This window comes from Flavimarina sp. Hel_I_48, from assembly GCF_000733945.1.
Taxonomy (GTDB): Bacteria; Bacteroidota; Bacteroidia; order Flavobacteriales; family Flavobacteriaceae; genus Leeuwenhoekiella.
This window is the reverse complement of record NZ_JPOL01000002.1, coordinates 2,360,367-2,382,287: the sequence shown is the minus strand read 5'-3', so window position 1 is coordinate 2,382,287 and position 21,921 is coordinate 2,360,367. Positions and strand designations below refer to the sequence as shown.

At 40.6% G+C, this 21,921-nt stretch carries 18 protein-coding genes; 3 read left to right on the top strand and 15 right to left on the bottom strand.

Annotation, left to right across the window (positions count from 1 at the left end; translation table 11 throughout):
- Nucleotides 1–11 precede the first annotated feature (11 nt).
- On the top strand, nucleotides 12–950 hold the full coding sequence (locus tag P162_RS10500; protein ID WP_031427357.1) for an endonuclease/exonuclease/phosphatase family protein: 939 nt from the start codon (nucleotides 12–14) through the stop codon (nucleotides 948–950).
- 109 nt (nucleotides 951–1,059) lie between these two features.
- Here the strand turns inward: P162_RS10500 and P162_RS10495 are convergent, their stop codons facing one another.
- The 3 genes from P162_RS10495 to P162_RS10485 form a co-directional block, all read right to left on the bottom strand.
- Nucleotides 1,060–2,145 (bottom strand): hypothetical protein, encoded by a 1,086-nt coding sequence (locus P162_RS10495; protein WP_031427356.1) that lies wholly within the window; start codon nucleotides 2,143–2,145, stop codon nucleotides 1,060–1,062.
- Between the two features lie 103 nt (nucleotides 2,146–2,248).
- On the bottom strand, nucleotides 2,249–3,019 hold the full coding sequence (locus P162_RS10490) for a hypothetical protein (RefSeq protein ID WP_164076244.1): 771 nt from the start codon (nucleotides 3,017–3,019) through the stop codon (nucleotides 2,249–2,251).
- Nucleotides 3,000–3,569: an RNA polymerase sigma factor gene (locus P162_RS10485; RefSeq protein ID WP_031427354.1), complete on the bottom strand. Its 570-nt coding sequence runs from the start codon at nucleotides 3,567–3,569 to the stop codon at nucleotides 3,000–3,002. Before P162_RS10485 ends, P162_RS10490 begins: the two co-directional genes overlap by 20 nt.
- 211 nt (nucleotides 3,570–3,780) lie before the next feature.
- Here P162_RS10485 and P162_RS10480 point away from each other — a divergent pair, with 211 nt between their 5' ends.
- Nucleotides 3,781–4,935, top strand: a complete 1,155-nt coding sequence (locus tag P162_RS10480; protein ID WP_031427353.1) for a sensor histidine kinase — start codon at nucleotides 3,781–3,783, stop codon at nucleotides 4,933–4,935.
- A gap of 14 nt (nucleotides 4,936–4,949) precedes the next feature.
- Here P162_RS10480 and P162_RS10475 read toward each other — a convergent pair whose 3' ends face one another.
- Nucleotides 4,950–5,924, bottom strand: coding sequence for a polyprenyl synthetase family protein (locus P162_RS10475; protein ID WP_031427352.1), 975 nt, complete (start codon nucleotides 5,922–5,924; stop codon nucleotides 4,950–4,952).
- Nucleotides 5,925–6,058: 134 nt separating this feature from the next.
- On the opposite strand from P162_RS10475, the gene P162_RS10470 reads away from it, so the two are divergent.
- Entirely contained in the window at nucleotides 6,059–7,771 is a 1,713-nt protein-coding gene (locus P162_RS10470; protein ID WP_031427351.1) for a T9SS-dependent choice-of-anchor J family protein, read from the top strand.
- Between the two features lie 121 nt (nucleotides 7,772–7,892).
- Here P162_RS10470 and rlmN read toward each other — a convergent pair whose 3' ends face one another.
- The 11 genes from rlmN to P162_RS10415 form a co-directional block, all read right to left on the bottom strand.
- Nucleotides 7,893–8,936 carry a 23S rRNA (adenine(2503)-C(2))-methyltransferase RlmN gene (gene rlmN / locus P162_RS10465; protein WP_031427350.1) on the bottom strand — a complete coding sequence of 348 codons (1,044 nt, stop codon included), beginning with the start codon at nucleotides 8,934–8,936 and terminating at the stop codon, nucleotides 7,893–7,895.
- Nucleotides 8,937–9,129: 193 nt separating this feature from the next.
- A complete protein-coding gene (gene queA / locus P162_RS10460; RefSeq protein WP_031427349.1) occupies nucleotides 9,130–10,185 on the bottom strand; it encodes a tRNA preQ1(34) S-adenosylmethionine ribosyltransferase-isomerase QueA in 1,056 nt (351 codons plus the stop codon).
- Between the two features lie 95 nt (nucleotides 10,186–10,280).
- Nucleotides 10,281–11,507: a 3-phosphoshikimate 1-carboxyvinyltransferase gene (locus P162_RS10455; RefSeq protein ID WP_031427348.1), complete on the bottom strand. Its 1,227-nt coding sequence runs from the start codon at nucleotides 11,505–11,507 to the stop codon at nucleotides 10,281–10,283.
- A gap of 25 nt (nucleotides 11,508–11,532) precedes the next feature.
- The gene (locus P162_RS10450) at nucleotides 11,533–11,859 is read right to left on the bottom strand and encodes a nucleotide pyrophosphohydrolase (protein WP_031427347.1); all 327 of its coding nucleotides are present in this window, start codon (nucleotides 11,857–11,859) and stop codon (nucleotides 11,533–11,535) included.
- The gene (locus tag P162_RS10445; RefSeq protein WP_031427346.1) at nucleotides 11,856–13,868 is read right to left on the bottom strand and encodes a DUF3857 domain-containing protein; all 2,013 of its coding nucleotides are present in this window, start codon (nucleotides 13,866–13,868) and stop codon (nucleotides 11,856–11,858) included. The genes P162_RS10450 and P162_RS10445 overlap by 4 nt, the downstream gene beginning before the upstream one ends.
- A 5-nt stretch (nucleotides 13,869–13,873) precedes the next feature.
- Complete coding sequence (locus P162_RS10440; RefSeq protein ID WP_031427345.1) at nucleotides 13,874–15,889, bottom strand: transglutaminase domain-containing protein; 2,016 nt, start codon at nucleotides 15,887–15,889, stop codon at nucleotides 13,874–13,876.
- Nucleotides 15,889–17,793, bottom strand: coding sequence for a DUF3857 domain-containing transglutaminase family protein (locus P162_RS10435; protein ID WP_031427344.1), 1,905 nt, complete (start codon nucleotides 17,791–17,793; stop codon nucleotides 15,889–15,891). Before P162_RS10435 ends, P162_RS10440 begins: the two co-directional genes overlap by 1 nt.
- 52 nt (nucleotides 17,794–17,845) lie before the next feature.
- Nucleotides 17,846–18,298 (bottom strand): D-aminoacyl-tRNA deacylase, encoded by a 453-nt coding sequence (gene dtd, locus P162_RS10430; protein ID WP_031427343.1) that lies wholly within the window; start codon nucleotides 18,296–18,298, stop codon nucleotides 17,846–17,848.
- Nucleotides 18,299–18,459: 161 nt separating this feature from the next.
- Nucleotides 18,460–19,410, bottom strand: a complete 951-nt coding sequence (rsgA, locus tag P162_RS10425) for a ribosome small subunit-dependent GTPase A (protein ID WP_031427341.1) — start codon at nucleotides 19,408–19,410, stop codon at nucleotides 18,460–18,462.
- 417 nt (nucleotides 19,411–19,827) lie between these two features.
- Nucleotides 19,828–20,919, bottom strand: coding sequence for a bifunctional 3-deoxy-7-phosphoheptulonate synthase/chorismate mutase type II (locus P162_RS10420; protein ID WP_031427340.1), 1,092 nt, complete (start codon nucleotides 20,917–20,919; stop codon nucleotides 19,828–19,830).
- 29 nt (nucleotides 20,920–20,948) lie between these two features.
- Nucleotides 20,949–21,809, bottom strand: a complete 861-nt coding sequence (locus P162_RS10415; RefSeq protein ID WP_031427339.1) for a prephenate dehydrogenase — start codon at nucleotides 21,807–21,809, stop codon at nucleotides 20,949–20,951.
- Nucleotides 21,810–21,921 lie beyond the last annotated feature (112 nt).

The window sequence follows — 21,921 nt, the reverse complement described above, 5'->3', positions numbered from 1 at the left end:
AACTATATTATATGATGAAATCCTATTTAATAAAGTTCGTATGGATTTGCATTATTGCTGTTTGGGTATTGTCGGTTTTGCCCAATTTAATTTCAACCTACTGGCTTTTTGATCTTTTTTCCCATTATAAACTACAATACGCGCTCGCGGCATTTTTACTACTGCTGGTAGTTCTTTTCTTATTTCAGAAAAAAAGATTGGCCGTCGTTTTATTAACCGTCACACTCCTTTGGAACATTGGCTTTCTCTATCCTTACTATTTCCATCAGGATCCTGTTGAAGCAACAGACCAAGCGGATTTAAAAATAGGAAGTATTAATTTATGGTCTGGCAATACAGATTTTAATGCGGTACAAAACTATATTTTAAAGGAAGATCCTGATATTCTTGCCTTAGTGGAATTCAATCCGTTTTGGGAAAAGAACTTAAAGCCCATACTTGAGAAGTATCGCTATAAAAAACTACTGCCGCGATCTGATAATTTTGGCATCGCCCTACTGAGTAAAATTGAAATGAAATCTGATGTAGTAGTATTTAGCCCCCTTAGCAAACCTTCCATTGTGGGCAATTTTGAACTCCATAAAAAACCAGTTTCCATTATTGCCATGCATCCTGATGCTCCGCTTAGCAACTACGCCTTTAAAAGCCGTAATGAACAGTTGCATTATATTGTGAACAACCGCAGCACCTTTGCCCAGCACCTTATCATCATCGGTGATTTTAATACTTCTTCATTTTCAAATCATTTTGACAAACTCATTGACGACGGCCTAAAAGATTCAAGGATAGGTTATGGACTATTGCCAACCTGGCCGGCCAACTATTTCGCGTTTCAAACTACTTTAGACCATTGTTTGATTTCAGAAAACATTGAGGTTTTGAGCAGGACTGCAGGAGAGAATATAGGATCAGATCATTTGCCCATAAGCGTGCAAATACGCCTGCATTGAGGCAGTTTCAATTGCGTTTCAATTCCTCTACAAGAAAAGACCTCACAGGTTTTAAAAACCTGTGAGGTCTATAAAGTTTTACAAATTCCCCTTTCGGCGGTTATGGGTTTTACAGATCAAAACGTACACCCAGGGAAACATTACGCTCGTCGACCGGATTGTCTTTAAAAATAGTGTTGAGGTCATATTTAAGATAAACCGAAAAATTATCCAGACCTACATAACCCGAAAGGCCATATATGAAATTATTAGTATTGTAATTGCGTTTCAGCTTATCTTTTCGGTCATTTCCATCCTCTTCATATTTTAATTTCTGAATGGTTTTCAAGTTAAGACCGGCATATCCACCAAGTCCCAGCTTAAATTTATGATCTGTTTTGTAGCGGATGCGATCTTCCTTGACCACTTTTTCTGAAGTACCGATCTCAAAATGCAGCGGGATCACAAAATTGTCAAAGCGCAGTTTTGATTTGTCAAGATCTAATGGAAAAGTCTCCAGAACCGTCTGATCGCCGCGTTCTACAAAATACTGGTTGTCTTCCATCTTCAGTCCATTAAATTGAAAGGAAAAACCATAGTTAAAACGCAACCAGTTGCTTTGCTCAAAAACACGGGTTTTCCATACCCAGCCAATTTCAAAAAAACGGCTACCACCTATTTTGTACGGTGAATCCTCAAGCGACTGGCCTTCTATGATCGCGTTATTGAGTCCGGCGGCTATTAACAGTGATGAAGTGGTACGTATATCATATTTCACCTTAAGAACCGTGTCGTTATTGTTCTCAAATTCAAACCCGAAAAAGCGACCAGAATCTGTGTTGAAAACCAGTTTAAAAGAACTGTCCTCCACATTTATGTCTTCGTTGCGCGCTAATAAAGCTATCTGGTTGTCAATGATGGCACTTCTGTTTTCAATATTTTTTGCAGCTGCTTTAGCAAAATCCATTTTCAGTGCTTCTGCCTCCTCTTTATTGATTTCATTGGCCGCAAGTTGTTCCTCAACGTTACTTATCTTCTCTTTAAGGTCTTGTTTCTCTAATGCGATCTGCCGCGCTTTTTCGGTTTCCAGCGTTTTGATACGGTTTTGAACGCTGATGGTATCCTTTTCTGAAGTTGGTCGCGTTTCCTGTGAGAATGCAGGCCGACTCAATAACGTGAGGATTGCTGTGGCAATCGTTAGAATAATTATTCGCATAGTGATTTGATTTAGTTTCCGCAATGCAACGCCCACAGCTAGCCGTGGGCAGCCACATCAAAGAAGATTGATGAATGAATATTTGATTTTAGTTGTTTGTCTTTTAATTGTTTCTGGAAGCAACCGCCTCACGCGCTTTGGTCAGGCCTTCTTTGAGGGCATCAAAAACCTTATCCCTAAAGGAACGTTCCAGATCATCTTCTACTTCCTGAAGCAGCGCGGTGGCGCTAAGATTTTCATTTTGGGTCTTAAAAATGCGGTCTCCAAGGAGTTCTCTCTGTGCTTCTGCCAGAAGCGCATCTACCTGGGCATCTGTTACCATCGTATCATTTCTTGCCAGCGAATCTACCTGTGTAAGCAACCTCGTTACTTCATCATCTATGGTTTGCCGCTGTGCAGCATCAAACGCTTTTATGGTATTGCCCTCTTCATTGACATCAGCGACCTGATTGTTTTGTACTGGTAGGTCAAGGATTACCTGCTCAGGAGTAACAGGATTTTGTTCAGGTTTGCCATCATTTTTAGGCAAATTCAGCTGTTTTTCTGGTTGATTTTGGGTTATTTGTGACTGATTTTGAGGTATTTCGAGTTGTTTTTCAGTTGAATTAGTTTCTCCCCCTACTTTAATAGTATTTTTAGAATGAACCACAGTAGGACTATTATCCGTTTCCAAATCGGGAAATAAACCACCGGCAACAATCAAAATCCCAATAAAACCAGCGGCGATCGCTGCCCAATAAGTTGTATTGTTTTTTGTCTTGACGGAATTATTTTCCAGGTTTTCTGCCACGCGCTGCCAGGCATCCTCAGATGGGTTTATTTTTCGGTCTACCAGTTTTTCTTTTATATTTTCTTCAAATTTCATGGGTGCCATCTTGGTACATATTTAATGTTTTTAAAAGCATTTGCAACTTTTTGCGCGCTTTGTACAACTGCGATTTTGAGGTACTTTCCGTTATTTCTAGCATCTCTGCGATCTCGTTGTGCTGGTATCCTTCTACCGCATAAAGCACAAAAACTGCGCGGTAACCGTCTGGAAGGGAATCAATGAGGCGCTGTATTTCCTCAACCTCCAGATCATTCACCGCAGGGTCATATACCTGAAGGTTATCATCAATCTCTACTTCGGTAAACCTCAGTTTCTTTTCACTGCGCAGGTAAGAAATCGATTCCCTGACCATGATGCGCCGTACCCAGCCTTCAAAACTTCCTTCATGTTTAAAACTTTTCAGATTTTTAAATACTTTAAGAAAACCATTGCACATCGCCTCTTCCGCACGTTGCAGTTCAGGCAGGTACTGCCTGCAGACGCTCAGCATTTTAGGGGCATGCAGGTTGAACAGTCGCTGCTGTGCAGAACGGTTTCCGTACGATGCTTTTTCTATAAGCAGTTTTTCGCTACTGAAAAATGGTATGACTTTCACGTGGTTTAGGTTTCACAGATGCTTCTATTTACATAGACGCGATTATAGACGATAAGGTTGCCTGGACTTAAAAAAAAATGATATTTGATTGCGCTCATGTTCAATTGAATGTCAGAATTTATGCAGAAGAAGACGTTCAAAGTTTTCATTATTTAGTATTTTAACTTAATTTTATGCTTTCTAACGTTTTATAAGCACCTAAAGTCATCAGATGGAGAACGCTGCAACTTTTGTAAATAAAAATATCCCAGCTATTATGTCAGATTGGGAAGAACTGGTAAAAGAAAAAGTTCCTGCCTCAGCCGCTACAAATACCTTGATTTTATACGATCACTTACCCAATATCCTTGAGGATATTGCTGATATATTTGAACGAAGTATTGAAAGAAATGCACTTGACAAGGATGATGTTTTTAGGAAAATAATACATAACAGCGTTTATCATGGGAGACATCGTGCAAGCACATTAGAATATACTAATGAACAGGTGATACATGAATATATCATTTTTCGTGATGTCCTGACAGAAAAGCTTATTGAGGCCAATTGCCACGACAATACCATTGAGAGCGTTTTAAAATACACCATAGAAACCGCTATGCTAAAATCTGCAGATGCATTTGCAAAAGCCATCCAGGAAATGCAGGAAAAGCTTATAGGCACTTTAGCTCACGACATACGCAATCCACTTTCAGCTGCCCAGATTTCACTTCAGATGATGGGAAATAATCTTGATGAAGAGATGTCTAAAAGGATGATGACCACTACTTCGAGAAGTTTGGAAAAGGCAATAAGTCTTATCGAAGGCCTTATGGATTCTATTGCCATTAGGGCAGGTGAAGGAATTACCCTCAATTTTGAAGAGTTAAATATTGTTGAACCACTTAAGGCAGTTTATAAAGAAGCCAGTGATATTTATACCCAGAAGATAGTATTTACTGCAACTGAAGATTCCATTACAGGTATATTTGATGAGACCTCTATACGGAGATTACTAGAAAATCTTATAACAAATGCGGTAAAACATGGTGACGGGACCTCTCCTATACAAATAAATTTGACGATACAGGATAAATTTGTGTTCCTGAGCGTAAAAAACAACGGTAATCCTATAGATCAATCCAAGCAAGAAAATATATTTGAATTTCTATCCAAAGAAAAAAGTGATTATTCCTCCTATAGAAACTGGGGTATGGGACTGGCCCTGGTAAAAATGGTTGCCGAGGCCCACGGCGGAAAAATTAAGGTAGAAAGCAATGAAAAGGACGGTACCACGTTTACGGCACGATTTAATAGAAAATTGAACAAATCTGGTAAGAAAAAGGCAAGATTAAATAATAATGCAGCACCGGTGGTCACGACATAGTATTCTAAAAAAAATTACCGCTTACGATCTATAACATAATTTACCATCGCTATAAGTGATTCTTTATAAGGAGAGTCAGGATATTTATCAAGGTAAACTAGCGCTTCTTGCTTTAAGGCGATCATTTTACCTATCGCGTACTCAAGACCTCCTTTTTCTTTTACAAAAGCGATAACCTCGTTTACGCGTGTTTTGTCCCTATTGTGATTTTTAACAGAATTAATGAGCCAGGCACGCTCTTTTCGGTCTGCATGGTTGAGCGCATAGATTAAGGGGAGGGTCATTTTCTGTTCTTTGATATCAATGCCCGTGGGTTTTCCTATTTTTTGCGAGCCATAATCAAAAAGGTCATCCTTGATCTGGAAAGCGAGCCCTATGAGCTCTCCAAATTTTCGCATGGGTTCAATATCCTCGTTTGCGTGAACGGCGCAAGCCCCCATGGCGCAACAGGCCGCTATTAATGTTGCCGTTTTTTGCCTTATGATTTCAAAGTAAACAGCTTCGGTTATATCAAGCTTTCGGGCTTTTTCAATTTGTAAAAGTTCGCCTTCGCTCATCTCCCTGACCGCCACCGAAATAATCTTTAAAAGGTCAAAATCTTCATTATCTATAGAGAGTAAAAGTCCCTTAGAGAGTAAAAAATCCCCTACAAGCACGGCAATTTTGTTCTTCCATAGTGCATTTAAGCTGAAAAATCCGCGCCTACGGTAACTTTCATCTACTACATCATCATGTACCAAGGTTGCGGTATGTATGAGTTCTATAACGGCAGCGCCACGATAGGTACGATCATTAAAATGCTCTTTGCCCAGCATTTTTGCCACTAGAAACACAAACATAGGCCGCATTTGCTTCCCTTTTCTATTCACGATGTAATGTGTGATCCTGTTGAGCAGGGGCACTCTGGACTTCATGGAGAGTGAGAACTTTTTCTCAAAAAGTTCCATTTCCAGGGCAATAGGCTGCTTGATCTGTTCCACTTTTTTCATAGGTCAGTGCAAATATAACCTAAACCTGTAAATTCACATTTTTAACCTTAAAAACCAATGTTTAACACATTAGAAGTAGACTAACATAGAATCTTATTATTTCTTTGTAAAACTCAAAACCAACTTCTTAATTTATGAATGCGTTACCTTATTTTCTGCTTATACTTTTCATTACCTTTTCTACCAATGGCTATTCTCAAATAGCTTCAGCCGACTTCAATGATGGCCAATTTCCCTCAGGATGGTCAACTATTGTGAACAGCGGTCCATGTGACTGGGATACCTTTACAAACGACCCGCCAAGGGGACTAAATTTTAGTTCTACAGCACTTATTTTTAATGATGAAGCCTGTGGTAATAATAATTCACCCAGCAGAGTATCTTTGCTTACCCCTGTATATAATGTAGCGAATACGACTCCACTTTTACTAACTGTAGAGATAGGATTATGGGGCGAAGACCAGGGTGAAACATTGCGTATTGAGGTATACGATGGTACTAGCTGGGTTGTTATTAAAACATTTAATGATAACTGGAACCCCTATTTATATCAGGCGGATGTCACAGGATATGCCAATACGGCATTCCGTGTTAGGTTTGTTTATAATGACAATGGACGGTGGAGCTATTACGCGGGAATTGATAATTTCTCCCTTACACAAGAAGAACTTCCAGATTCTCCAGAGCAAAGTACGTGCGCTTCCGCAGAGGATATTTCTCCGGGCATACATACCGTAGCTCCCATACAGCGTGGTGATTCTCCAAATATATGTGATCCCACAAGCAAGGCCAGGGGTGGCGCATGGTTTACTTATACCGCTACCCGCGACGGCATCGCAACCGTAAACAGTGCGCTCAGTCAAAATAACGATATAGACACCAACTTGAGTATTCTTACCGGGTCTTGCGGTGAGCTGCAGTGTTATGCGCAGAATGATGATCAGTCTGGGAGTATTCAATTTTCTAGCGTGAGTTTTGAAATTGAAAATGGATCTACCTATTACATCGTTTTTGATGATAAAAACAACAATCAGGGTTTTGATTTTAGCCTTACTGAAAGTGAAGAAACCTGCAATCCCGGGGAAAGGATTGCTATAGACTTCACAGATCTGGAAGAATTTCAATCCTGTCATACCACATTAGACGGAGACGGCGATGGCAATTCCTGGAATGCGGATGGGGCCGATTTTAAAAGGAATGGCAATGTCACCTATTTTGCGTTGAACAGTGCCAATCAGGACAGAAACAAGGAAGATTACCTTTTTTCTCCAAAACTCAGCCTTATCGCAGGGAAAGCGTACAATATCTCATTTTCTTATAATGGTGGGAATGCCCCTCGTGATGACGCGAATGAAAACCTGCAAGTGCTTATGGCCAGCAGCAGGGAAAAAACTGCAGATATGACCCTTGTATACGAAGCTACAGGTATTGTACAACAAGGAACGGACGCCACTATTTATGATAATGCGACTAATATAAATGATGTATCCTTTACGCCACAGACCACTGGAGACTACTATCTTACCTTTAAAACAACATCAGCAGCACCCAGTGGGTTTCTCTTTTTGTTTGACTATTCACTAGAACCAGATATATTAAGTATAGAAACCGTTGAAACGGCCTCGGTTAGTCATTTTTACAATGCGCATGATGATCAATTGAGTCTTCAAGCTACCAGTCTATTAACGGCAATAGAATTATATTCAATGCAAGGCCAACTCTTGCGCTCCAAAAAATTACAGGGCTTATCTGCACAGTTCAGCTTAGCTGGTCTAGCAGATGGCATCTATATTGCGCGGGCAGCAACAGTAAACGGCACAAGCAGTTTTAAGATTTTAAAGCGTTGATATAACACTATTTCCCTTAAATTGGCTATAAATCCTAGGGTTTATAGCCGATTTAAGGTCCTTTTATGCAATAAATGAAGCGATAAAAGTTTTAAGGCCCAGGTAGGATTTTATTCAGTAGTTAATGTTTATTCGCCAGTTGACCGCAAGCTGCATCAATGTCCTTTCCGCGGGAACGGCGCACGGTGACCGTAATCCCTTCGCGTTCTAAAGCGGCAACATATTTCTCTATTACCTCTGGAGGCGCCTGCTGAAACTTGCCATCGTCAATAGGATTGTATTCTATCAAGTTGACCTTACTGGGAATGGCCAGGCAAAAGTCCACCAGCGCGTTTATGTCTTTTTGACGATCATTTATGTCTTTCCAGATCACGTATTCGTATGAAATCTCCTGACCTGTTTTAGCATACCAGTATTTTAAAGAATCCTTTAATTCTTCAAGCGGCATCTGCTCATTGAAAGGCATAATATCCGTTCGTACTTCATCAAGGGCGGCATGCAGGGAAACGGCCAACTTGAATTTTACCTGGTCATCTGCCATTTTTCTTATGATCTTGGGTACCCCTGAAGTAGAAACCATGATACGCTTAGGCGACATGCCCAGTCCGTCAGGACTGGTGATCTTATCTATTGCCGCGATGACGTTTTTATAATTCATGAGTGGCTCCCCCATACCCATAAATACAATGTTAGAAAGTGGGCGGTCATAATAGAGACGGCTCTGGCGGTCAATGGCCACTACCTGATCAAAAATCTCGTCTGGATTGAGGTTGCGCATACGCTTAAGGCGCGCGGTAGCACAAAATTGACAATTAAGGCTACAGCCCACCTGTGACGATACGCAGGCGGTTGTACGCTTACTGGTAGGGATAAGCACAGATTCAACCACAAGATTATCATGCAGTTTAACCGCGTTTTTTATGGTCCCGTCATTGCTGCGCTGCATCTGGTCAACCTTTATATGGTTGATCACAAAATGCGCATCCAGAAAGGCACGCGTTTCTTTTGAGATGTTTGTCATCGCGTCAAAAGAATGTGCGCCCTTGTTCCAGAGCCATTCATACACCTGATTTCCACGGAAGGCTTTCTCTCCCTGTTCAGAAAAATAATCCCTGAGTTGGTCACGTGTTAATGCGCGTATGTCTTTTTTCTCCGTTGCTACCATAATGCAAATTTACAATTTATAATTCCTTCCGCTAAATGGTCAATGTATTGAATGCCAAATGCTTCAAAAATGTCCAAAAAAGGCTAAAAAACCGCTTAAAACAGAGTAATAATTGCGTCTTAAATCTGTTTTTAGAAATAAAAAAGGCTGCCTAAGAAAATAGACAGCCTTTTTTATAATGTAGGAGCGCTGTTTATATAATCAACATAGCGTCACCATAAGTATAGAATTTATATTTTTCCTTAACCGCTTCCTCATAAGCTTTTTTCATGAACTCATGTCCTGCAAATGCAGAAACCATCATGAGTAAAGTAGACTTAGGCGTATGAAAATTGGTCACCATACAGTTGGCTATTGTAAAGTCATACGGAGGAAAGATGAATTTATTGGTCCATCCACCAAATTCGTTAAGTGAGTGGTTAGAGCTCACTGCACTTTCAAGCACGCGCATCGCAGTGGTACCAATCGCGCAAATACGTCTTTTTTCAGAAAGTGCATTGTTTATAATATCTGTGGCAGGCTTATGAATATACGCTTCCTCACTATCCATTTTATGCTTGGAAAGATCCTCGACCTCAACGGCGCTAAACGTTCCCAGACCAACATGTAGGGTAACTTCAGCAAAGTCAATGCCTTTGATCTCAAGTCTTTTCAGCAAATGTTTTGAGAAATGCAGGCCGGCTGTAGGTGCGGCAACAGCGCCTTCTTCCTTAGCATAAATAGTCTGGTAGCGCTCTGCATCATCTGGCTCCACATCCCTTTTGATATACTTGGGCAATGGGGTTTCACCCAGTTCGGTCAATTTATTACGGAACTCTGTGTACGTACCATCATATAAAAAACGCAGGGTACGGCCTCTTGACGTGGTATTATCTATAACTTCTGCCACGAGACTTTCATCATCGCCAAAATAGAGTTTGTTCCCTATTCTAATCTTACGTGCAGGATCAACAAGCACATCCCAAAGACGGGTTTCTGGATTAAGTTCGCGAAGTAAAAAAACCTCTATACGCGCGCCTGTTTTTTCTTTATTTCCGTAAAGTCTTGCAGGAAAAACCTTTGTATTGTTGAGAACCATGACATCATTGGGCTCAAAATAATCTATAAGATCCTTAAATTGCTTGTGCTCTATGGTCTGTTCTTTACGATTGAGGACCATTAGACGGGATTCGTCCCTGTTTTCAGAAGGATATTCCGCCAAAAGCTCTTTGGGCAGATCAAAATTAAATTGCGAGAGTTTCATTCCCATAGAAGTCTGGTTTTTTTGTGTTTTAAAAAAGAGTGCAAATATACAACCTCAACATAGGGGTTGTCAAGTATTTGGCCATTTAATTTAAAACCCTTTTAAACCTCTTCAGAATTTATTCCCAGAGTCGCTAGATCTTTCCAGAAATCAGGATAGGATTTATTGACTACTTCAGCATCTTCAAAGTATATGGGAACGCGCATTGCGAGCGGCGCAAAAGCCATGGCCATTCGGTGGTCCTGATAGGTTTTAATAATGATATCTGGATTAATTACCGCCGTAGGTTCCAGATGTAGGCTATCTTGCGTTACCGATATGTTTGCCCCTAGCTTGGAAAGTTCAACCTTTAAAGCCTCAAGCCTGTCAGTTTCTTTGATTTTCAACGTATGAAGGCCGGTAAGTTCGCAACCTATACCCATACCAAAACAGGTTACCGCGATGGTCTGGGCAATATCTGGGCTGTTCACCAGATCAATTTTTTGATGTTTTGGCTGAAAATCCCTGGTTTTTATCAGCTTGATTGAAGTTTCTCCATATACAGTTTCAACACCCAGTTTTCTATAAATACCGGCCAGTGCGGAATCTCCTTGCAGACTTTCCTTTTTGTAGCTGCTCAATGTGACTTCGGCCTCTTCAGACAGCGCCACCAGACCATAATAATAGGATGCACTGCTCCAGTCAGATTCGACCACAATAGTCTTTTTTTCAGCTTTCTGAACGGGCGCTACGGAAATTTTGTTGTTCTCAAAATGAGTAGAAATACCCAGTTGACCCAGTAGGTCCCGCGTCATTTCTATATAAGGCACTGATGTGGGTTCACCTATCAATGTTATGGTTAATCCCTTTGGCAAGGCAGCGCCTATCATCATCAATGCTGAAATATACTGGCTGCTCACATGGGCGTCCAGGGCAATGGCACTGGTCTCTAAAATCTTACCTTTAATCTTTAAAGGCGCGTATCCTTCATTTTCTAAATAGGTAATATCTGCACCCAGACCGCGAAGCGCCTTGACCAAAATGCCAATAGGTCGCTCCTTCATACGTTTACTGCCGGTAAGGATTGTTTCCCTACCTTCCTGTATTGAAAAATAAGCGGTAAGAAAGCGCATTGCCGTACCGGCATGATGCACATCTACCTCTGGCTCTTCAGAAATAAGGGCTTTTTGCATTACCTGACTGTCATCGCTATTGGATAAATTTTCTATGGTCAGGTCACCGTAGAGTTTTTGTAGAATAAGTAAACGGTTGGATTCGCTTTTTGAACCTGTGATTTTTATAGCTCCCGAAAGGACAGGTGCTTCTTTTTTGTGGAGTCGTAGTTTCAAGTCTCAATTATTTTGAACTGGAAATTTACTTTAATTTATCGTTTTTATGGTGGCGATCATGATCGCGTTTTGTCTTTATGTCCAGTTTTTTGTCAAAAGCATCCTGCAGATCTACCCCGGTCTGGTTTGCAAGACAAAGCACAACAAAAAGCACATCTGCCAGTTCTTCTCCCAGATCTTTATTTTTATCGCTTTCCTTCTCGCTCTGTTCACCATAACGACGGGCGATAATACGGGCCACCTCCCCTACTTCTTCTGTGAGTTGGGCCATATTGGTAAGTTCATTAAAATAACGAACACCGTGGTCATTGATCCATTTATCAACTACTTGTTGGGATTTTTTTATACTCATTGCTCTATTTTAGTAAGCACGATCTTCTCGTTTTCTTTATCCATACGGGCATTATAAAAATCTTTTAAAGCATCGTGGTAGAAAACGGGAATAACTGCCTTATTAATGGTAAAATCAATACTCAAATTTAGCGTATTTTGACTTTGGCCGATTTTATAGCTAAAACTACCCATTTTTTCAGGAAGCGCGATATTCATCTGTTCCGGTAAGTGTTCTGCCTGATAGCCTTCCGGCAGGCGTATATTTAAGTTTTTGGTTTCAGTGAACGGATAGTTGAAATTCACCGGAAACTGCCGATTTTCTGATTTGAATGGGTTTTCACTTATTTTCATGAACAGTAAGGGAGATAGGTAAATAGTATTCCCTACCTGATCGTAGGCATTTTCTAAATCAAAATTATACTGTTGCACTATAGGTTCCTCTAAAGCATCTAAATTTTGAACCTTTAGGTTTTTTACTTCATCTAAGTGAAGTTCATTTATAAGCTTCTGTTTACTATCATCAATGGCCTCCCCCTTGTTATTTTTACGAAAGTCAAGCGCATTGAGTGTCGTGTAACGCTCCATTACTATGCCCGAAATCTTGCCCCCTTCAGCAATGGTATAATTTACGATACTATTTTGCTGTGTGGGCTGCTCAGGATAAAGGTTTACAGCCTTGGAAGATCCATTTTTTCTGACCAGGCGGCCCTCCCAATTATATACCCGACTGGGTAGCAGGTTAGGCAGGCCATTTTTTTCGGTGGCATCAAGGAGTATGAGTTTCTCATTTATCATTACCGCAGCAATAACATAATTAAACCCCTCCAGCGTAGGAAATACAGGGATACCGTTTTCTTTTGTACTTACCAGAACAGGGCTGGCATCTATTCCACATGCATTTAACATGGCAATTAGCGTAAGGTTTATTTCTGCATCATTTCCAGAACGTGATTTATAAACATCTTTGAGATCTTCTTCAACATATTTACCATACTTACCGTTCCAGGTAAAAGAATCGCGAATAAAATCAAATGAATTTTTTACCAACAATTCTATCCCAGTTCCCTTTCTTTTTATAACATCTGCATCAACATTCAGAAAATTGGTCTTTTCCAGCTGCTTGCCAAAACGATCTGCTTTGAATATGGATTTTGCGACATCATCCCAGGAGGTTGCGTAATTTTGTTTATTACCTTCATTATATTCAATCGATTTTAATTCATAAACAATGGTATATCTATAATTTTCAATATTATCTACATAAGTTTCCTTTTGAAGGGCCGGGATGTCTTTCAGCGTATACGAATCAACCTGCTCCGTAAAAGTAATATTACCAGATTTAGAATTGATTAACGATAGGCCATAACCTGTATCCTGACCTACAATGACACCGTCACTACGTTTTTTAAATTCCGTTTCTGGTGTTACCTCAAAATAGCCCTTCTTAAGTTTGTTAAATTGAAAAACAATAGGCGTACGGATGACTCCCTCGTACTCCTTGACAGGAATGTCCTGCTGTAGTATTAAATCATCAACTTTATAAAATGGCGAATTAAGGGTGTATTCCCATTCAAGGATAGAGCCCACTTGAACATTAGGCATGGTCCATGAATAACTGTCCCAGCGATCTGATTCCTTTTGTTCATAAACGGCCTCTTTACTCAGTTTTTCTTCTGCTAAAAGCCCATTTTCCAGCGTATAGGTAAAACCCTCTATATCATTAACGAACTCTTCTTTACCGTCTCGCCTATACGCACCTACTTTATGGGTCGCATAACGCATTCCTTCTTTTTTTAAAATTTTGACGCGTTGCTGTACTTTAGTAATGATCATCCAGCCTTTTGTCCCATCGTATTTAAAATAAGTTTCCCGGTAGTGTTTTAAGACGATGGCAGCGGCAGAACTGTCTTTGATAATTGCTAAATCATGATATTCTTTCGCATTTATTTTCCCAAGTTTCAATTCCTGCGCCTGTGCCGAATACACTAAAAGTACAAAGCTTAAAAAAAAGAAGAATGGACGCATCATACCTATTAGATTTTGGAAAGAATGATTTTCTCCTGCTCTTTTTCAACGATCATAGTGTAATAGTTCTTAAGTTCTGTGTACATATCAGGGCTCATCATAGCTGTGTTCATAGCCTGTTCGCAAATTAGTTGTATCATACCAAGGTTCTCCTTGAGATAATAACTGAATTTACCCATACCATCAAAAAGGTTTACCACAGTGCTTTCTGGCAAACTTTCAACCTGGTACCCTTCTGGTATTACAATTGAGATGATATAGCGTTCTTTTCTGGGATACTTAAAATCTATAGGATATTTACGTTCTGCACCCTTAAAGGGGTTCTCAGTCATGGCTAGATGGAAAAGCGGGGATATGATAATTTTATTCCCCACCTGCTCAAGAGACGTCAGCGGCTCAAAAGAATAGGAAAGTGAGACAGGCTCATACAAAGCATTTAAATTCACCAGTTCAATATCTGAAAGTTCAATACCATTGTTCATGGCTTCCAGTTTGGTACGGGTTTCTTCCTGCGATAATCCCCTAAAGGCATTTCGGTAATCCATTGCACTGTATCCTATAAATCTGTTTTTAGCATGGGCTGTAACCGTTAAATCTTCTTTTAGATCTATATTAACTATGATATTTTCTGTAGACGGTTTGGTCGTAAGCAAACTGGTCCATTCAGAAGTACCATCCTCTCTTATAAGCCTGCCATTCCAATTGATCAAATGTTGCTCAAGCATGTCTATCTCACCCTGCTTACTGGTAGCATCCAGCAATAAACGGGAGTCCCCGCTATCTACTGACGCCACGACATAATTAAACCCATTGCGCGTGGGAAATAAGGGAATGCCATTTGATTTTGAGCTGATAAGTACAGGATTTGCCTCAAGGCCTGCATGGCGCAGCATGGCCACCAGCATCAAATTAATATCTGCAACGTTACCAGATTGTTTTTTATAAGCTTGTTTCAAGCCTTCTTCCGTATAGATCCCTATATAGGAATTCCAGGTCATGTGCTGCTTTACGAACTCATAGATCAAATTGATTTTAGCTTCTGCAGTTTTAGCTGTTTTTAAAAGGGGGGCAAGGGCATCATCAAAATAACCAGATCGGGACAATTCACCGCCAAAGGATGGAGAGTCATAAATTGTCTTAGCTACGTCCTCCCATGTAGATGATACATATTCAAAGGGCTGGTTGGGATAATGTATATAAGAAAGTTCAAATTTTACAGCAGTCAAATAATTATCGAGATTGCCAGAAAAACTTTCTTCTTTCATGGGTGGAACATCCTTTGCGCCAAGCATGTAAATTTCTTCCATAAAATCCAGTGACCTATTTTGCACTTTCGACGTGGTACCGGTAAATCCACCATTTGAACTTCGTTTAAAAGTAGAGCCCAGATTTATCTTTCTTGTACTTGAACTTTTATCTATATCTACGGAATGACTTCCGCGGGAATGCATCTTAAACCCGAAATATTCCGGGAAATAGTAGCGCGCTTCGGCTTTATTTAAGGGAATACGTTCCTGAAAACGAACTTCATCTAAATTTCCTAAATAAGGGGAATGTACGGTGTACTTATATTCAATCACTGCCCCGGCGCTCAGGTTAGGCATGGTAAATTTCAGAACATTTGAATACTTGTCTTGCTCTTCTTTAAAAATCCCGTCTTTATCCAGTTTGGTTTCTTTTACTTTGCCATTCTCTAAAGTGTAGGTTACCCCATATAAACCGCTTACATTCTCTTCGTCCTTAGAACCTTTATATAGCTTTATTCTCTTTGTAGCATTTTTAAACCCGTCTGTGTTGTAGATTTTTATACGCTCCTGCACTTCGGTTACCAGGATAAAACCATCTTGATCGTTATAGTTGAAATGGGAATAATTATCCCTAAAGAGTATCGCGGCATTGGCATCTGGAAATTTGGGATGAACCTTTTCCTCAAGCTCTTCTTTGGAAACCCTTCCATATTTAAAATCCTGGGCCATGCCCTGCAGCACTGAAAGCAGGGTAATTAAAAATAAAAATTTACGCATTATGATTTGGTTTTGATTAATACTTTCTGAGCATCTGCGCGCACCACTTCCTTGTAAAAATCCCTATAAGCGTCATAGGCTGCTGCGGAATAATGCCCTTCATCAAGGCTTAGCGTGCGCGTGTAGTTTAAATAGGATCCTTCTGCGGAAAAATGAGCCTCATAACTCCCAAATGGGGCGTTTATAATAATAGGCTGCGGCAAGGCATCTATGCTACACCCTTCTGGTAAATTGAATGAAAGCTGTATTTTGTTCTGTTGACCACGGTCTATATCAAAAGGTGTTTTCCTGTTATCGTACCGGGCAGGGATATCTTTGGGATCCATCCCAAAAACATTGGGTTTAAAAAGAAAATCTGTATTAATAGCTGTTAAATACGCCTGAGCTTTTAGCTTTAAATCTTCGGTAAACAATACAGCGTCACGGTCATTTTCCAGATCGACTGCAACGATCTCCAACCTGTTGACCCTGCCCCATTCGTTTAGGTAATACTTTTTAAAGGCTTTATCATCATACCGCTGGAGTCCAAGTTGATCACCATAGAAAATCCCTTCTGATGTTTTTAGAAGCTTTCCTTCAAAACCACCCTGAAGATCAAGGTTGAAGGTTGCCGCAATACGCGCTATATTATCCTCTTTATCATATTTTTTTGTGTGCTTCAACTGCCCCCCTTCTTCTGTGATGACCAGCACGTCCCGGTCATCTGTGAAATCACCTAAATACCCAAAGGGAACCGTCTGGCTCGTGCATTCTAACCAGGTATATTGATCATCAAGGGGCAACGCCAGGATCACGTGGTTGCCCTGCATGGCGATAAAATCCTTATCTATGGATCTTTTTTCGGTATCACCGTAAAGCACTGTATAATAGGATGGCACGCCCACTGCATTGAGCAGGCTTTTAGTATAATTGCTGAGTGCTTTACAGTCGCCATATCCCAGATGATCCACATCTGCTGCGAGCATGGGTTTCCACCCACCTATACCTACCTGTACACTTATATAGCGAACTTTATCCTGTACAAACTGATAAATGGCTTTTGCCTTATCAGTATCCGTAGGGAGGTCTTTGACCATATTTTGAACCATGCGTACCGTTTCAACCGGCAATGCTTCTGTTCCCCTTATTAGATTGTCATTCATCCAGGCGCCAAAGTTTTCCCAACTGGATGCATTGCCCTGTACACCCTTGAGATAAAATGAATGTAACGCGCATTTTACCACGGGTAAAATTTTATCAAATGATGGAGATAGGTATTCTTTTTTTACTGCCTTGATGTTCTGGGCTTCCCAGACATCTTTTCCCGGCTCATGCTTATGTGAAACATCAAATTCTTTCAGCCGTTCTTGTTTGATATGTATAGACTCCTCTTCAGGATATAAAATCTCCAGGGTGGCGTGGGCGGTGCTACTGCCATAGTTTGCCACCGGGATCCACCGAGGTATAAACGCGGTCGTTCTGGATTTTGTCTCGTATTCAAAAACTACGGTATATGGATAGGCCGTGGGTGTATACTCAAAAACGAGCACGCGGTCATCTGCGTAGAGTGTACCGCCAGAAACAGCGCTCACGTCTTTAAAATCCCTTTCTTTAAAGACCTCCTTCTCATTGCCCATCATATCATAAATGGTTGCCCTGATGTCTTTTATTTTACGATCGTCATCGTAAAAAACATACGCGCCCACATCCCCATTGCCTGATTTGTTATAAACCGAAACAACTTTATAGACCTTTTCTATAAGAATTTTGGGATCTGTGATATCATAGGTGATACGCTCTTCGCGAACCACGCTATCGGCATTTTCAAGTAAAGAGGGATCTACGGTTACCGGGGAGAATTCAACATTCTGAGAATAGGAATGAAACGCACTTAAAAGAAGAAAAAAACGTATTAAATATTTCATAAAATTTGGGGTCTTTGCAAATAAAGTAAAAACACCCCACTTAATCAAATACTTACTCTCTATTTTTTGAATCTATGGAAATCGTTACGGGACCATCATTAACTAAAGAAACCTGCATATCTGCCCCAAAAATGCCCGTTTTTACCGGTTTTTTAAGCATATCTGAGAGTTTATTAATGAACATTTCATAAAGCGGGATGGCGTGTTCGGGTTTTGCAGAATTTAGAAAAGAAGGTCGGTTTCCTTTTTTTGTACTTGCAAAAAGGGTAAACTGACTAATCACTAAAATTTCTCCATCCTGATCAAGAATAGATTCGTTCATTAAACCATCAGCATCACTAAATATCCGCAAACCACAGATTTTCCGAACGAGCCAATCCATATCTTCCTCCGTATCATCGTGACCTATGCCCAATAAAACAAGAAAACCGCTTTTGATACCGGCATGCACTTTTCCGTCAATACTTACTGAAGCTTTGCTAACGCGTTGAATGATTGTACGCATGTTTTACTATTGTAATTTTTATTGCTATTAGAATTTTAGGGATGTATTTTGTAAATAAGACCTACAAGAAGGTTTCCTTACTCGGCAAAACCTAGTAGAATGCCTGCTTCAAAACTTGCAACTTGCAACCTGAAACACTTTTGACATTCCCCCTTTGGGGATTAGGGGGAATCATAAATATCCCGGCGAAACCCTTCATCATCGCCTTCTAAAATCTGCACATAACTGCGGTAACGTGACCAATCGAGTTCGTCATTTTCCAGTGCATTTTTTACCGCACAATGCGGTTCTTCCAGATGTAGGCAATTGTTGAATTTACAATGTTCTTTCAATGCAAAAAACTCCGGAAAATAACTTCCCAGCTCTTCTTTTTCAATATCCACCACGCCAAAACCCTTTATACCCGGCGTATCTATAATTCGTGCATCAAAATCAAGATCATACATTTCTGCAAAGGTCGTGGTATGCTGGCCTTGTGCATGCTGCTCACTAATGGCCTTTGTTTTGAGATCTAGCGTAGGTTCAATCGCATTGACCAGTGTTGACTTCCCTACGCCGCTATGTCCCGCAAACATGCTGGTTTTGCCAGTCATCAGCGTCTTAACCTCATCCACATTGGTGCCGGTTATGGCCGAAGTTCCCAGACAGGTATAACCAATCCTGCGGTACATTTCCGCCAGATATTTAATTTCCCCTTTTTCCTCAAGGGTATAGGTATCAATCTTATTGAACAACAATACCGCTTTTATATGATACGCCTCGCAGGTTACCAGAAAACGGTCTATAAAAGAAGTAAATGTAGGCGGATTGTTGAGCGTAATTACCAAAAAAACAAGGTCAACATTTGCCGCGATGATATGGGTTTGTTTAGAAAGGTTTACTGATTTACGGATAATATGATTTTCTCGCTCCTGAATGGTTTTTATGACTCCGGTGACCGTGTCACTGGTTTCTTCCAACTCATATTCTACGTGGTCGCCCACTGCAACCGGATTCGTGCTTTTTATGCCCTTTAGACGGAATTTTCCTTTAATACGGCAATCATAAAACTTGCCGTTTTCCGCTTTTACCGTGTACCAGCTTCCTGTTGATTTATAGACTGTTCCCTTCAAGAATTAATTTTGAGATTTATTGTACAAAACTACCCTATTTTCGGCTAAAAATAGGGTGTTTTTACCGCTGCAACGCAAAAAACGGCTTTCAGGGACTGAAAACCGTTTTTGATATTGAAAAAATATTTCTTTTATTCTTTCTGAAATAATTCTATTGCTACTGAAAAAGATTAGTATGCACTTTCACAACTGTCCAATTAGATCGAAAAAAATTTTCGCGTTAGGGATTGAAGTGGAAATCCTTTTTGCGAGGCACGAGCAAAAAGATTGCAACGTAAAGCCCGACCCACAGGGGAACGCCCATTAAAAAGTAAATTAGCCAAATAACTTTAATTTGTAAAATTCAGGTTATTAGGCATAATTTGTTTTATTGTGAGGGCGCTTTCCAGATTTTCAGCTCAAAAGATCAACCTCTACCTACGCCTCTTCCATTCTAACAATCTTTTTCTGGTGATTGATAGATTCCTGGTGAATGGCTTTGAACACTTTAAGGATAAATTCTTCACTTAGCCCGTGCTGCTCACCTTCCAGGATCATTGCGCCCAGAATTTCATTCCAACGTTTAGTTTGTAGAATGGCAACATTATTTTGTGTTTTCAATTCCCCAATGGAATCAGCGATTTTCATACGCTTGCCCATCGTTTCTATAAGTTGGTGGTCTATCACGTCAATCTGCGTCCGCATGGTGCTCAACTTATTGTTGAATTCCATTTCGGTACCTACTTCCTTACGTATTTTAAGATCTACCATGATCTCGATAAGACGCTCTGGCGTGATTTGCTGCTTCGCATCACTCCAGGCATTGTCTGGATCGTAATGGGTTTCAAACATAATCCCATCATAGTTGAGGTCAAGACCAGTCTGGCACAAATCAAATATAATATCGCGACGCCCGGCAATGTGCGAAGGATCTAAAATAAGTGGCAAATCTGGGAATTCGTTTTGTAGATCAATAGGTAATTGCCACTCTGGATTGTTACGGTACTTCGTTTTTTCATACGTGGAAAAACCGCGGTGAATAACGCCAAGGTTTTTAATATCCTGTGTGTAGAAACGCTCTACAGCGCCCAACCATAACGCCAAATCTGGATTTACCGGGTTTTTGACAAGTACCGGTTTGTCAGTTCCTTTGAGCGCATCAGCGATTTCCTGAACGATGAATGGGGAAACAGTGGTACGTGCGCCTATCCATAAAATATCAACATCATGCTTGAGAGCAAGCTCTACATGGTTTGCATTTGCTACCTCTGTGGTAATGAGCATACCCGTTTCCTCCTTGGCCTTTTGAAGCCACTTAAGTCCCAGCGCACCCACACCCTCAAACATTCCCGGGCGGGTACGTGGTTTCCAGATACCGGCACGCAATACGGTGGCATCAGTATCTTTAAGTTGGTGTGCTATCTTGAGCACTTGCTCTTCGGTTTCTGCACTACAAGGACCTGCAATCACTAAAGGATGGTCCAAATTGAAGGCGTCTAGCCAATTTCTAAGTTCTTTCTTGTTTTCCATAATGTTACAAATTTACGGCTTTTTGCCAATTAAGAGATTCCTTTAAGTATTGATTTTATGTGATTTGTATTTTTAATTTCGGTATAAATGCTCTCATAATCGTCTGATTCCAGAAGGTCTTTGAACGTTTTAAGGTTCTGTATATATTCTGAAAGTGTCTCGAGCACATGCACTTTGTTCTCCTTGAAAATGGGCGTCCACGTAGCGGGATTACTTTTAGCGAGACGCACTGTAGAAGCAAAACCACTACCGGCCATATCAAAGATATCTTTTTCGTTCTTTTCCTTTTCCATAACGGTTTTTCCCAGCATAAAGCTGGAAATATGAGAAAGGTGCGACACATAGGCAATATGCTTATCGTGCGACTGCGGATCCATATAGCGAAGGCGCATGTTCAAGGCGCTAAAGAGCGCAAGCGCTTTTTCCTGCAATTTGAAAGCTGTTTTTTCAACCTCACAGATAATCATCGTTTTACCACTGAACAAATATTCTATGGCAGCGGTGGGACCAGAGAATTCTGTACCAGAAATAGGATGCGCGGCCAGGAAGTTACGGCGCTTAGGATGCTCTGCCACCGCATCACAAATACTGCTTTTTGTGGAACCTACGTCTATGACCAGCGCTTCATCACCTACGGCATCAAGTACCGGTGGCAAAAAGAGATTGGCCTGGTCCACGGGCACCGCGAGGATCACAAGATCAGCTTTGTGCAGATCTTCAAGTCCTGCGGAATGCGCTACTACCCCGAGCCCAACAGCTTCTTCCAGATGGTCATTGCTTGAATCTATACCGTAAAGCTGGGCTTCTGGCAATAAACGTTTAAAATCCCTCGCAAGCGAACCACCTATAAGCCCTACGCCTATGATAAATATATTCTTGAAATCTTCCACGCTATTACTATTATTGCTATTCCTATTATTATTTTGAACGGGGCTTCGGTACAAATTTATTTACGCTGCGCTTCAATAAATTTACTCAGCCGCCTGCCTATTGTGTTCTATT